The organism is Kitasatospora sp. NPDC051914 (assembly GCF_040680995.1).
Classification (GTDB): domain Bacteria; phylum Actinomycetota; class Actinomycetes; order Streptomycetales; family Streptomycetaceae; genus Kitasatospora.
This window is the reverse complement of the sequence record NZ_JBFAXX010000010.1, coordinates 14,666-28,329: the sequence shown is the minus strand read 5'-3', so window position 1 is coordinate 28,329 and position 13,664 is coordinate 14,666. Positions and strand designations below refer to the sequence as shown.

General features: G+C 76.7%; 8 protein-coding genes and 1 pseudogene. All 9 read left to right on the top strand.

Features of this window, described 5'->3' with window-relative positions; translation table 11 throughout:
- Positions 1-50 precede the first annotated feature (50 nt).
- Positions 51-3,209, top strand: coding sequence for an amino acid adenylation domain-containing protein (locus AB0M03_RS09150; protein ID WP_363490102.1), 3,159 nt, complete (start codon positions 51-53; stop codon positions 3,207-3,209).
- Positions 3,206-4,384, top strand: coding sequence for an acyl-CoA dehydrogenase family protein (locus AB0M03_RS09145; RefSeq protein ID WP_363490100.1), 1,179 nt, complete (start codon positions 3,206-3,208; stop codon positions 4,382-4,384). The genes AB0M03_RS09150 and AB0M03_RS09145 overlap by 4 nt, the downstream gene beginning before the upstream one ends.
- A 33-nt stretch (positions 4,385-4,417) precedes the next feature.
- A complete protein-coding gene (locus AB0M03_RS09140; protein ID WP_363490098.1) occupies positions 4,418-6,340 on the top strand; it encodes a non-ribosomal peptide synthetase in 1,923 nt (640 codons plus the stop codon).
- A 59-nt stretch (positions 6,341-6,399) separates the two neighbouring features.
- Positions 6,400-8,226 (top strand): non-ribosomal peptide synthetase, encoded by a 1,827-nt coding sequence (locus AB0M03_RS09135; protein ID WP_363490096.1) that lies wholly within the window; start codon positions 6,400-6,402, stop codon positions 8,224-8,226.
- Positions 8,223-11,129: a condensation domain-containing protein gene (locus AB0M03_RS09130; protein WP_363490094.1), complete on the top strand. Its 2,907-nt coding sequence runs from the start codon at positions 8,223-8,225 to the stop codon at positions 11,127-11,129. Before AB0M03_RS09135 ends, AB0M03_RS09130 begins: the two co-directional genes overlap by 4 nt.
- A gap of 215 nt (positions 11,130-11,344) precedes the next feature.
- Positions 11,345-11,544, top strand: a pseudogene (locus tag AB0M03_RS09125) (transposase); the annotation flags it as partial.
- 274 nt (positions 11,545-11,818) lie between these two features.
- Positions 11,819-11,989 carry a hypothetical protein gene (locus AB0M03_RS09120; RefSeq protein ID WP_363490092.1) on the top strand — a complete coding sequence of 57 codons (171 nt, stop codon included), beginning with the start codon at positions 11,819-11,821 and terminating at the stop codon, positions 11,987-11,989.
- Positions 11,990-12,574: 585 nt separating this feature from the next.
- Positions 12,575-13,063: a hypothetical protein gene (locus AB0M03_RS09115; RefSeq protein WP_363490090.1), complete on the top strand. Its 489-nt coding sequence runs from the start codon at positions 12,575-12,577 to the stop codon at positions 13,061-13,063.
- 369 nt (positions 13,064-13,432) lie between these two features.
- Entirely contained in the window at positions 13,433-13,660 is a 228-nt protein-coding gene (locus AB0M03_RS09110; RefSeq protein WP_363490088.1) for a hypothetical protein, read from the top strand.
- Positions 13,661-13,664: the final 4 nt, after the last annotated feature.

Sequence of the window (13,664 nt, the reverse complement as noted above, 5' to 3'; positions counted from 1 at the left end):
CACCCCGCCCGTCCGAACACCCAACCCGCCACCAGCAAAGGGATGCGTTCATGTTCGCTCTCTCCTCATCGCAGGAGATCGTCTGGCTGCACGAGCAGATGCTGCCGGGCAGTCGCGCGTACAACTTCACCGCGGCACTCGACCTCTGGGGGACGCTCGACACCGGCGCACTGCGCGCCGGCCTGACCGCCGTCCTCGCCCACCACCCGGGCCTGCGCCTGGAGTTGGTCGAGCGCCCGGAGGGCCTGCCGGCGCAGCGGGTCGGCGGCCGCACCGAGCCGCGGCTGCGCACCAGCGACCTGAGCGGCGAGGCCGACCCCGAGGCCGCGTTCCAACGACTGCTGGAGGCCGAGGCCGAGGAGCCGCTGGACACCACCGAGGCGCCGCTGCTGCGCTGGCACCTGGTCCGGATCGGCGAGGACCACCACCGGCTGGTCCACGTGGAGCACCACCTGATCCACGACGGGCATTCCTTCGCGATCCTGCTGCGCGACCTGTTCACCGTCTACCGCGCCGAGGTCCTCGGCGAGGTGTACGAGCTGCCCCCGGCGCCCTCCTACGAGGAGCACGTGCGGGCCGAGAGCGACGGCTCGCGGGAGGAGGCCCGGGCGGCCGGGCTGGAGTTCTGGCGCGGGGAGCTGCAGGACGCCCCGACCGACCTGGTCCTGCCGGGGTTGGCCCGTCCGGGTGCGGTCCGCCGGCACCGGGGACGGCAGCTGCGCCAGTCGGTCGGGGCCGACCTGGCCGAGCGGCTGCGCGAGCGCAGCCGGACCGACGGTCACACGCCGTTCAGCACCCTGCTGACGCTCTTCGCCGAGCTGCTGCGCCGTCACGGCGGGCACCGCGAGCTGGTGGTCGGCACGGCCGTGGGCAACCGGCCGCGGGGCTTCGAGGGCACGGTCGGGATGTTCGTCAACACGGTGCCGCTGCGGCTGCGCCTCGACCCGGACGCGCCCGGCACCGAGGCGGTGGACGAGGTCACCGAGGTGCTGCTGCGCGCCCTGCCCCACCAGGACGTGCCGGTGCAGGAGCTGACGCGGGCGCTCGGACTGCGGACCGGCGGCGCGGACAACCCGCTGTTCGACGTGATGTTCAGCGCCCACGACGCCGCGCTGCCCGGGATCCAGGCGCCCGGACTGGAGGTCTCCCTGTTCGAGGGGCACAACACCGGCACCACGCGGTTCGACCTGGACGTGGTGCTGCTCCCGGACGACCGCCGGGTGGTCGGCGAGAAGCACGGCGCGGCCGGGATGACCCTGGTCTGGGACTACGACGCCGACCTGTTCGCGCCGCAGACCGCCGAACTGCTGGCCGAGCGCCTGCTGGAGCTGCTGCGCTCGTACCTGGACGAGCCCGGGGCCGCGCTCGCCGACCTCGCCCCCGCGCAGGCGCCCGCCGCCGACTCGGCCTCGGCGCCGGTCTCGGACGCCGCCGACCCGGCCTCGGTGCTGGATCCGGCCGCCGCCGGCGACCCCGCCGCCCTCGCCCTGATCGCCGGCACCGAGCGGCTCACCTACGGCGACCTGGACCGCCGGGTGGCCGGGCTGGTCGACCGGCTGCGGGCCGCCGGCGTGACGCCGGGACAGCCGGTGGCCGCCGTGCTGCCGCGCGGGCTGGACAGCGTGGTGGCGCTGCTCGCCTGCCTGCGGATGGGGGCGGTGTACGCGCCGCTGTCCACCGAGGACCCGGCGGCGCGCCTGGGTCTGCTGCTGGAGCGGCTCGCCCCCGCGCTGGTGCTGGCCACCCGGCAGAGCGCCCTGGCGCTGCCCGCCGAGGGCGTGGTCCCGGCCCTGCTGGACGGCCCGGCCTTCCCGTCGGCCGCGCCCGCCGCGGTGCTGGCGGACGCCGCGTACGTGATCCACACCTCCGGGTCGACCGGGGTGCCCAAGCCGGTGCTGGTCGGGCGGCCCGCGCTGGCCCGCTACACCGCGGCGGTGGCCCGCCGGTACGGCCTGGGGCCGGAGGACCGGGTGCTGCTGTTCGCCCGGCCGTCCTTCGACGTGGCGCTGGAGGAGGTGCTGCCCTCGCTGGCCGCCGGGGCGGCCCTGGTGCTGCCGCAGCGCGAGGTGCCGACCGGGCCGGAGCTGGTCGCGGTGCTGGCCGCCCGCGGGGTGACCGTGGCCAACCTGCCCACCAGCTACCTGCTGGCCGTCCGGGAGGACCTGCGGGAAGCGCTGCGGGACGGCCGCTGGTCGCCGCGGCTGCTGGTGCTGGGTGGCGAGCGGCTGCCCGCCGAGGCGCTGCGCGGTCTGCTCGGCGAGACCTCGGCGACCGTGCTCAATGCGTACGGCGTCACCGAGGCGACCGTCACCTCCACCGTGCACGCGGTCACCGCGGCGGACCTGGAGGAGCACCCGGAGGTCCCGCTCGGCACCGAGCTGCCGGGGGTGCGGGTGCACGTGCTGGACGCGGGGCTGCGGCCGCTGCCGGACGGCGCGGTGGGCGAACTGGCGATCGGCGGCGCGGCGCTCGCCGAGGGCTACCTCGGCCTGCCGGAGGTGACCGCCGAGCGGTTCACCGCCCTGCCCGGCGGGGAGCGGGTGTACCGCACCGGCGACCGCGGCTACCGCGACCTCACCGGCCGGCTGTGGTTCCTCGGCCGGCAGGACAACCAGGTCAAGCTGCGCGGCCACCGGATCGAGCTGGAGGAGATCGAGGCGGCGGCCTCCGCCGAACTCGGCGGCCGGTCCTGCGCGGTGGTCCTCCACCGGGACCCGGTCGGGGGCCCTCGTCTGGTCGGCTTCCTGGAGGGCGCGGAGCAGCCCGACCAGGCCGCCCTGCACGCGGCGCTGGCCCGCCGGCTGCCGGCCGCGCTGGTGCCCGCCCACTGGACGGCGCTGCCCGCCATGCCCGTCCTGCCGGGCGGCAAGCCGGACCGGGTCGCGCTCGCCCGGACGGCCTCCGAGCGGCCGGCACCCGCCGAGCAGGCGCCCGCCCGGTCGGACGCCGCTTTCACCGGGCCGGGTCAGGCGCTGCTGGCCGAGGCCTGGCGGGAGGTGCTGGGCCACGACCGGTTCACGCCCGACTCGCACTTCTTCGAGGTCGGCGGGCACTCGCTGCTCGCCGCGCAGCTGGCGGCCTGGCTGGAGCCGAGGCTGGGCAGCCGTCCGGCGCTGCGCACCCTGTTCCAGCACCCCGTCCTGGCCGACCAGGCCCGGGCCCTGACCGGGGCCGACCAGGCCCGCGCCCTGACGGGAGGCGAGCGGTGAACTCCTTCCCCTCGGCCGTCCTGGAGGACGGCCACCGCGAGCTGGTGGATGCCTTCGAGAGCTTCGTGCGCCGCGAACTCGTCCCGTTGGCAGCCGAGTTGCCGGAGACTGCCGATCAGCCGCCGGCCGAGCTGCGGACTTATGTTCGCAAGCGCTCGGCGGCCCTCGGGTTCTACGCCGGCGACTACCCGGAGGAGCTGGGCGGCTCCGGCATGCCGTTCACCGCGGTGGTGCTGCTGCACCACGCCGCCGGGCGCAGCGGCTGCCCGCTGGCGCCGTACGCGCTGGCCGGGTCGGACGGGCCGAGTCCGCTGCTGCGGCACGGCACCCCGGAGCAGATCGAGCGGTACCTGGTGCCGCTGGTGCGCGGGGAGGCCGCGCGCTGCCTGGCGCTGACCGAGCCGCAGGCCGGCTCGGACGCGTTCCGGCTGACCACCACCGCCGTCCGGGACGGCGACGACTGGGTGATCGACGGTCGGAAGACCTTCGTGAGCAACGCCGACCGGGCCGACCTGGCCCTGGTGGTCACCGCCACCGACCTGGGCGACGGGGCGGGGCCGACGGCCGGCGCCACCGCCTTCGCGATCCCGATGGACCGGCCGGGCCTGCGGATCGGCCAGCGCTACGAGGGCATGTCCGGGGAGCCGCTGTTCGAGCTGACCCTGGACGGGGTGCGGGTGCCGACCTCGGCCGTGGTCGGCGGTGCGGAGGGGATCGGCGCGGCCACCGCACTGGCCATGGACAGCCTCTCCCGCGGGCGCCTGGTGGTCGCCGCGATGTGCAACGGCGTCGCCGAGTACGCCCTGCGCCTGGGCGTGGAGTACGCCCGTGAGCGGGAGGCGTTCGGGGCGCGGATCGGCAGCTACCAGCACGTCCAGGAGCACCTGGTGAGCACCCGGGCGGAGGTCGAGGCGTCCAAGCTGCTCACCCTGGCCTGCGCCCGGCTGGTGGACGAGGGCACCGAGGCGCCGGAGAACGCGGCGCTGGCCAAGCTGACCGCCTCGGAGACCGCGGTGCGGGCGGTGGACCGCTCGCTCCAGGTCCACGGCGCCACCGGTTGGGTGCGCGGGCACCCGCTGGAGTTCCTGTACCGCCACGTCCGGATGATGACGATCATCGAGGGGACCTCCGAGGTCCAGAAGGTGATCGTCGCCCGGGCCATGGGCCTGGGCTGACCCGACCACCGCCACCTGCTCGGAGACCACGACATGACCGACACCGCTCTCACCCCCGGCGACACCGCTCTCACCCCCAGCATCGTGCACGGCCGGCCGCACCGGGACGGATCCGTGCTCGCCCGCTTCACCGACCGGGCCCGGCGCACGCCCGACGCGCCGGCTGTGGTCGACGCCGACCGCGTCGTCAGCTACGCCGAACTGGACGCCCTGGCCGACGAGGTGGCCGGGATGCTGCGCGACCGGGTGCACCCCGGTGACCTGGTCGGCGTCTGCCTGGACCACTCGGCGGCGCTGGCCGCTGTCGCCGTCGCGCTCGCCCGGCTCGGCGCGGCCGCCCTGCCGCTCGGCCCCCGCCCCGGTGGGCGCCGGCTCCAGGCGGTCGCCGAGAACGTCCGGCTGGCCTGCCTGGTCGGCGACCCGGCGGTGCTGCCGCCCGGCCACCGGACGGCCGACCATCTGCCGCTGCCCCTGCCGGACGCCGGCACGGTCGCCGCGTTCGCCCAGGCACCGGCGGGCGCCCGGCCCGCGCCGGAGGGCACCTTCTACGCGGTGCTGACCTCCGGCTCCACCGGCACCCCGAAGGCCGTGACCGTCGGCGAGGCGTCGCTGGCCAACCTGGTGCACTGGTACCGCGAACTGACCGGCCTCGGCCCCGGCGACCGGCACAGCATGCTGATCGGCGTGGCCTTCGACCCGCACCTGATGGAACTGTGGGCCGCGCTCACCTCGGGCGCCGCGCTCGTGGTCGCCCCCGAGGCGGTCCGCTGGGACTCGGGCGCGCTCACCGACTGGTGGCGCGCGGCCCGCATCACCGTCGCCGTGCTGCCCACGCCATTGGCCGAGCCGCTGCTGGACCGGCCGTGGCCGGCCGGCCTGCCGCTGCGCCACCTGACGATCGGCGGCGACCGGCTGCGCCGCGCCCCCGGCCCGGAGGTCACCGCGACCGTCCACAACGCGTACGGCCCGGCCGAGGCGACCGTGGTCACCACCGTGCACACCATGGCGCCGGGGGCGGACCACGGCACGGGGGCGCCGCCGATCGGCCTGCCGGTCCCGGGCGCGGTCGTCCGGGTGGCCGACGAGCACGGCCGGCCGGTGCCTCGCGGGCGCGCCGGGGAGCTGTGGGTCGGTGGCCGCTGCCTGGCGCTCGGCTACCTCGACCCGGAGCTCACCGCCCGCCGCTTCGTCCGCCCGTCGGACGGCGTGGAACCGGACAGCAGCGCGGCCGGCGGCGCGGATGCCGGCCGGTACTACCGCACCGGCGACCGGGTGCTGATGCGGGCCGACGGAGTACTGGAGTTCCAGGGCCGCCTGGACGACCAGGTGAAGGTCAGCGGGGTACGGATCGAACCGGCCGAGGTGGAGGCCGCGTTCGAGCGGGATCCGCGGGTGCGGCGTGCCGCCGTCGCGGCCTTGCCCCACCCGGCCGGCGGCGCCCGGCTGCTCGCCTTCGTCCAGCCCGCGCCCGAGGCCGCGCCCGCCTCCGGCGCCGACCTGCTGCCGGCCGTCCGGGACTGGCTGCCGGAACAGGCCGTACCCGCGGTGGTCCGGCTGGTCGACGCCTTCCCGCTGGACGCCAACGGCAAGGTCGACCGGGCCGCCCTGCTCGCCGCCGAACCCACCGAACCCGCAGGACCCGCCGGGCTCGCCGCAGGAGCCGCCGACGGCCCGGACGGGGACGCGGCGGCCGACCCGGTGGAGCGAACCGTCCTGCGGCTGTGCCGCGAACTACTGGGGCGCGCGGACCTCACTCCCCAGGACAACTTCACCGACGCCGGCGGCAACTCCCTCGCCGCCGCCCGGCTGCTCACCGCCCTGGAACAGGAGTACGGCGTCCGGCTGCGCGCCCCGCACCTGCTGCGCCAGCCCGACCTGCGCGCGGTCGCCCGGCTGGTCGCGGACCGCCGGCCGGCCACCGCAGCCACCGCGGCCACCGCAGCCGCCGCCTCCTGACCGCCCGCCGTCCCAGCGGCCCCCGGTCCGATCACCGGGGGCCGCGGAAGGAGCCCGCCATGCCCACCGCAGCCGAACCGCTGCCGCCCGTTCCCACCATCCTCCCCTCCTACGCCGCCGTTCCCGCCCTGGTGGCCCGCCAAGCCGCCGAGCGGCCCGACGCCCTCGCCGTGACCGACGGCACCACCGCCTTGACCTACCGCGAACTCGTGGCCTGTGCCGCAGGGTTGGCGTCCGAGCTGGCCGACCGCGGGGTCGGTCCGGGTAGTGCTGTCGGGCTGCTCGCGGCCCGGTCCGTCCGCCTGGTCGTCGCCCAGCTCGCCGTCTGGTGGGCCGGTGCCCACACGGTGCCGCTCGATCCCGCGTACCCGCGGGAACGGATTGCGGCCATGGCCGAGGACGCCGGGGTGCTCCTCACCCTCGGCGACAAGGCACTGCTGGCCGAGGCCGGCCTGTCCGTGGACCGGACGCTGGTCCTGGTCGAGGACTCGCCGGCCGCCGGATCCACCGCCCGCGCCGCCTCGCCCCACCCGTGCGGCGCCGACGCCCCGGCCCTGGTGCTGTACACCTCCGGGTCCACCGGCCGCCCGAAGGGCGTCGTGGTGCCGCACGGCGCGGTGGCCGACCTGGTGACGGCGGCGGACGGGATCGTCCTCCACCCGGGGGAGCGGATGCTGTTCCACTCCCCGGTCGCCTTCGACGCCTCCACCTTCGAGCTGTGGGCCCCGCTGACCCGCGGCGCGGCCCTGGCCGTCTGCACCGCCGACCGGCCCACGGCCGAGGAACTCGCCCGGGACGTCGAGCGCCTCGGGGTGACCTGCGCCTTCCTCACCACCGCCCTGTTCCACCACCTGGCCGCCCGCCGGTCGCGGATCTTCGGGGTGCTGCGGACCGTGGTGGTCGGCGGCGAGGCGTTGTCCGCCGAGCACGCGGCGGCGGTGCTGCGGGCTTTCCCCTGGCTCCGGCTGATCAACGGGTACGGGCCGACCGAGGGCACCACCTTCACCACCCTGCACCCCCTCCGCCCGGCGGACTGCGCGGGCCCGCCGCCGATCGGCCGGCCGTTCGGCGGGGCGCGGGTGCTGGTGCTGGACGAGCGGCGGCGGCCGGTGGCACCGGGGGAGCGCGGCGAGCTGTGGATCGGCGGCAGCCGGCTGGCGCTCGGCTACCTCGGCCGGCCCGAGCTGACCGCCGACCGGTTCCAAGTCCTGCCCGGGGAGGGCCGGATGTACCGCAGCGGCGACGTGGTCTCCCACCGGACGGACGGCACGCTGGCCTTCCACGGCCGCGTCGACGACCAGGTCAAGGTGCGGGGCTTTCGGATCGAACCGGGCGAGGTGGAGCACGCGTTGCGCTGCCTGCCCGAGGTCGCCGAGGCCGCGGTGGTGGTCCGCGGCCCCGGCCGGGAGGACGCCGCCCTCGCCGCCTTCGTCGTCCCGGCCGAGGACCGCCGCCCCACCGTCGAGGCGCTGCGCCGGGCTCTCGCCGACCGGCTGCCCGCCCACCTGGTGCCCACCGTCTGGACCCTGCTGGAGGCCCTGCCGCTCACCGGCACCGGCAAGGTGGACCGGCGCGCCCTCGCCGAGGAGCCCTCCACCGGGGCCGGTGCCGGCCCGTCTGCCGCCCCCGCCGCCCTCACCCCCCTCCAGCAGGCCGTCGCCGCGGTGTGGTCCCGGGCGTTGGAGCGCACCGTGACCGACCCGCAGGCCGACTTCCTCGCCGAGGGCGGGCACTCGCTGCTCGCCATGTGGGTGGTGGACGACCTGCGCGAGGAACTCGGCGTGGACCTCTCGCTCGCCGAGTTCCTCGACCACCCGACCGTCGCCGCCCAGGCCGACCTGGTCGAGCGCGCCCTGCTCGCCGCCACCGCGGAGGCCGCCCGATGACCGGCACCACCACCCCGCCGCCCGCCGACACCGTCGACCAGGAGGAACTGCTGCGCCTGGCCCGGCAGCGGACCGCGGCCGGGCGGGGCACCGCGGCCCGCGCGACGACGATCCCCCGCACCGGCGATGGCCCCGCACCGCTCTCGCACGCCCAGCAGCGGATGTGGCTGATGGACCGGCTCGGGCAGGGCGGCGCCCTGTACAACGTGCCGGTCGCCACCCGGCTGCGCGGCCCGCTCGATCCGGCCGCGCTGGCCGCGGCGCTGACCGCGCTGACCGAGCGCCACCCGATCCTGCGCACCCGCTACCGGCAGCACGGCGACGCCCCGCCCCACCAGGAGATCCGACCGGCCGGGCCGGTCCCGCTGCCGGTGGTGGACGCCGCCCCCGGGGACGCGCCGGCCCTGCTGCGCGCCGAGGCCGCCCGGCCCTTCGACCTGGCCACCGGGCCGGTGCTGCGCGCCCTGCTGCTGCGCCACGCCGCCGAGGACCACACCCTCCTGCTGACGCTGCACCACATCGCGGTGGACGGCGGCTGTCTGCCGCAGGTCACCGGCGACCTCGCCGCGCTGTACGCCGCCGCGCGCACCGGCTGCCGGCCCGACCTGCCGCCGGCCGGCCCTCATTACGCCGATTTCGCCCGCTGGGAACGCAGCCGGGACGCCGAACTCGCGGCCGCGGCCGACACCCGGGCGTTGGAACTCGCCGGCGCCCGGCCGCTCCCGCTGCTGCGCCCCCTGGCGCCGGGGCCGCGCGCCCGCACCGCCGTCCTGCACCACGCCCCGCTGACCACCGCCACCCTGGAGGGCCTGCGCAGGCTCGGGACCGCCCACGGTGCCACCCTGTTCACCGTGGTGCTGGCCGCCGCCTTCGCCACGCTCCGCCTGGCCACCGGCGAGGCCGACCTGACCGTCGGCTGCGCCAGCGGCCACCGCGGCCGGCCGGAGCTGCGCCGGATGGTCGGCCTCAACGTCAACACCCTGCCGATCCGGGCCCACCTGCCCGGCGACCCGGAGTTCACCGAGGTCCTCGCCCGGGTACGGGCCGCGCTGCTCGGCGCGCAGCGCTATCACGAGGTGCCGTTCGACCTGGTCGTCGAACGGCTCGGGGCCGGTGCCCGGGGCGCGGACGGAAGCCCGCTGACGGCGGTCAGCTGCGACCTGGTCCAGCCGGTCGGCGCCCTCGCGCTGCCCGGTCTCGCCGCCGAGGCGGTGGGGGTGGACCTCCAGCTCGCCAAGTTCGCCCTGGCCCTGCTGGTGGAGGACGGCCCCCGGCCGCGCTGTCTGATCCAGCACGACGTGGACGCGCTGGCCGAACCCGTCGCCCGCCGGCTGCTCGACTCCTTCGCCGCGCTGCTCGCCGCCGTGGCGGCGGACGGCTCCGCGCCGCTGTCCCGGCTGCCGGGGGAACGGCTCGACACCGCCCCGGCCGGGCGGCTCGACACCGCCCCGGTGGCGCACCCGGTGGTGACCGCTCTGCTCGCCGACCCTCGGGTGGTCGAGGCGGCGGTCGCGGAGCCGGAGGGCGGCCCGCTGCTGGCGTTCGCGGTGGTCCGCGGACCGGGCGGCCCCGGCGGGGCAGAGCTGCGGGCGGCGCTGCGCCGCCGTCTGCCCGCCGACCTGCTGCCGGCCGCCGTCACGCTGCTGGACGCCCTGCCGCGCACTCCGACGGGGGAGGTCGACGCCGTCCGGCTGCCCGGCACCGCCCGCAGGGCCGCGCCGGTGCGCGGGCCGCTGGAGGCAGTCCTGACCGCCTTCGGCGAGCTGCTCGGCAGCCGTCCCGAACCCGACGGCGACTTCTTCGTCCTCGGCGGGCATTCGCTGATCGCCGTCCAGCTCGCGGAGCGACTGCGGATCCGCACCGGCCTGCCGCTCACCGGCCTGGACGTCCTGGAGCAGCGCACCCCGCGCGCCCTGGCCGCCCTGCTGGAGGCCCGGCGCGTCGAACGCGACGCCGCCGCCGGTCCCGGCTTCCGCCGCGGCGGCCGGCCGGCCGCCGCGGCCAGGGAGGGAACCGTACTGGTCACGGGGGCGACCGGCGGGGTCGGCGCCGCCGTCCTCCAGGAGCTGATGGCCCAGGGGCGGCCGGTCCGGGCGCTGGCCAGGCCCGAGTCCGCGCACCTGGTAGCCCTGGACGGCGTGGAGGTGGTGGAGGGCGACCTCGCCGACCCGGACGGCCTGCGCCGTGCGGTGGCCGGCGTGGACAGCGTGATCCACGCCGCCTGCACCTTCACCGAGCACCACGTCGACGTCGCCGCCATGCGGGCGCTGGTCGATGGCTGGCGCGGCGGCGGCCGGTTCGTCTTCGTCAGCAGCGTGGACGCCTACGGCCGGCCCACCGCCGCCGAGGTGCCCGAGGGCGCCGCCGCCCAGGGGCCGGTCAGCCCGTACGGGCGGGCCAAGCTGGAGTGCGAGCGGATCCTGCTGGAGGCCGCCGGCACCGGCGGGCGGGGCGCGGGCGTGGTGGTCCGCTCGCCGATCGTGTGGGGGCCGCACCGCCGCCTGCGCGAGCAGCTCCGCTGGGGGGCCACCGGCGCGCTGTACCAGGCGGCGCTGGCCGGACGGGCCATCGAGCTACCGGATCCGGTCACGGACGGGTGGCAGTGGTACGGGGCCGCGTGGGTGCACTCCGCCGCGCTGGCGCGGGCGGTGGCCGCCTGCGCGCAGGCCTGCGGACCGGGCGCCGGACAGGTGCTGAACGCGGTCACCGGGCACGTCGCCTGGCCCGACCTCGCCACCGAACTGGTCCGCCTGCTGCGCTCCACCAGCGCCGTCCACCTCACCACCACGGCCGACCCCGACCTGGCCCGCCCCTGGCGCTACCCCTCGCCGGCCCTCGCCCCCCACCTCGCCCCGGAACCCACCGAGTCCTGGCCCGCGACCCTCGCCACCATGACGACGTAGCCCGGGTGGTCCGGGTGGTCGGCACGCCGCGGACGGGCGCGCGGGGAACCCGCATGCATGGGCAGGCCCGACACCGAGCCGCCCGGCCCGCGCCCCGTGCGGTGCCCCGCGCCCCTCGCGGGGCACCGCGGCCAATCCGGCCGGACGCCGGCCGCCATACCGAGCGGTCCGGTCGCGGTGGCCGCGGGCCGATGCAGCGGCCGCTGCGATCCGCCCGCTGGGACGCCGACAAGGTTTGCGACGACGTCCGCGCCTGCGTCTTCGAGCACCTCGGCACCGACGACGGCGTACTGATCGTCGACGAGACGGGGTTCTCGAAGAAGAGCAGAAGCTCGGCGGGCGTGCAACGGCAGTACACCGCACTGCGGGCCGGATCGAGAACAGCCAGGTCGGCGTGTTCCTCGCCTACGCCTCCAACAGAGCAAGGCGCTGACCGACCGACGGCTCGGCTCGGGCCCTGGGCTGCCCGGGGACTTCGTGCATCGTGCCTTTGCCTGCGGGTACAGGATCTGGTGCCGACATGTGCGATTTCGTACTGGTTCGGGAGGTGCCCCGTGCTCACACCGCGTGAACTGCTTCTGCTTGCCGAAGCCGAGGGTGACCTCGCCCGTGACCGGCGCCTGGCCCGGAGGCTGGTCCGGCACCGTGTCGGTCCGCGCTGGTGGGGGAGTGTGCGGACACTCACCGAGTTGCTGGTGGTACTCGCGGTCGGCGGGGCGGCGGCGGTCGTCGCCGGCTGGGCCACCGCCACGGCAACCGGGGTGCTCGCCGGGGCCGCCGTGTGGGGCAGCACCTGGGTGGCGGCCGGGATCCTGGTGGCCCGGATCGCCGTGCTCACACAGCCCGGACCCGGCCGCTGACCAGCAGCACGCGCGGACGACCGCAGCGGTCGGCCCGGACGCCCCCTGCGCCGCATCCCGGCCGCCGCGGCCGGCCGGGTGGTGGCGCGGCGGCGCCGTGCCGGATGCCGCGCTCTGCGTCCTGTGCCGAGGGCGGCGGCCCGGACACGGGGCGCGCCTTCCCGTTCCGGGCAGCCGTCGGCCGTATGGTCGTTCAAACGAGACGGTGACCGTTTCGCTCCCTTGGTGCCCGGCCCTCCTCCCCCTGGCGGCCGGGCCGTGTTGTGTCCGCCGTCCCGGCGACGACGATCTGCCGAGGCCGGACAGAAAGGCGTGGGCGCCCGTTGGCCCGCCAGGCGGCACAGCCACTGTCGCACCGACTGCAACCGCCCGCCGGACCGAACGGCCACTGGCCGGGAGCAGCCCGTCGGCGGCGTCACCGAGTGCCTGCCACAGCGCGCCGGGCAGGTCAGCGGCCCGACGCGAGTCCGACGGCGGCCCCGGCGGGCTCCCGTCGCCGCAGCGCCCGCCTCCGCGTCCGCAACCCAGGACGGCGTGCCGGCGGCCGGCGCCAGGCCCACCTTGACGAACGTCCCGAAGGATCCGGTGTGTGGTGGTTCGGGGCCGGGAGCCGATGTCACCGCCCGGCTGATCGAGCTGCACGAGAGCGGCTCCCGGCACTCCGGCCTCATCCAGGTGACCAACACCCTGCCGTACTCCTGCAAGCTGTCCGGACCCGCTGATGTGCGGACCGACGGCACGGGCGGCTCGTACACCGAGCTCACCACCGGTGTCCTGGGCACCTTGCGGTTCATCACCACCAGGGAGGAATCGATGGTGATCAATCCGGGCGAGTCGCTCTACCACGCCGTCAGTTGGCTGTCGGCCCCACCGACCGGCTCCGATGCCGACTGCACCAGCGGTTCCCGGCTCGTCCTGGCCCGCAACGAGGGCAAGCTCTTCCTGACCGTCCCGGTCAAGGACGGGCGCTTCTGCGCAGGCATCGGCAGCGGCTCGCCGCAGGTCATGATCGGCGCGCAGTTGTCCATGAAGGACCAGGCGCGTGCGCAGCTGCCGACCCTGCCCACGCGGTAGCCGCCCCCCGGGCGGCGGAGCTGATCCGCGGGTGCCGGCTCAGCGATGCCGGGCGCGGGATGCCCGCAACTGCCGAGCATGGGACACACGGGAGATGACGAGCTCTTCCACGCCCCGCCTGCAGCTCCACCACGTCGAAACGGCCTCGTTCGAGCAGCCGCGCGACCAGCCCCGGCGGGATGCATCCGGACCGCGTCCGGGCCCGGTGGTCAAGATCAGCAGCATCCACGGCCATGCACCACAGAGCCTGCCCCTGACACTGCGCCGATACCCCGGCTGGGTCGAGTCCAGCGCAGTTGGACGATGCTCCCGTCAGCCGAGCGGGGAAACTGTTCGACGGTGCCGGCTCGTCACGGCAGACTCGCGCGGATGGACCGCAACGCGCTGACCCTCGCACTCGCCGAAGGCAACGAGTCCGGGTTCGCCCGGCTCCTCGACCGTGTCCCGGACGAGGAGTTGGCGGGTCCGGAGGGCATCGCGTTGCTGGAGGCCGCCGCCCGGGCGGGTCGGGCCGAGGCGGTGTGGAGCGGTTCGGAAGCGAGCGCCGGGGTGCAGTCGGTGTCGCCCCGCGGCGGCACGGGGTGCTCTGCGGGCTGAACGG

What these genes read in the sequence shown, in the direction of transcription:
- AB0M03_RS09150 (WP_363490102.1), top strand. Translation starts at nt 51, where the DNA reads ATGTTCGCTCTCTCCTCATCGCAGGAGATCGTCTGGCTGCACGAGCAG.
- AB0M03_RS09140 (WP_363490098.1), top strand. Translation starts at nt 4,418, where the DNA reads ATGACCGACACCGCTCTCACCCCCGGCGACACCGCTCTCACCCCCAGC.
- AB0M03_RS09135 (WP_363490096.1), top strand. Translation starts at nt 6,400, where the DNA reads ATGCCCACCGCAGCCGAACCGCTGCCGCCCGTTCCCACCATCCTCCCC.
- AB0M03_RS09130 (WP_363490094.1), top strand. Translation starts at nt 8,223, where the DNA reads ATGACCGGCACCACCACCCCGCCGCCCGCCGACACCGTCGACCAGGAG.
- AB0M03_RS09110 (WP_363490088.1), top strand. Translation starts at nt 13,433, where the DNA reads ATGGACCGCAACGCGCTGACCCTCGCACTCGCCGAAGGCAACGAGTCC.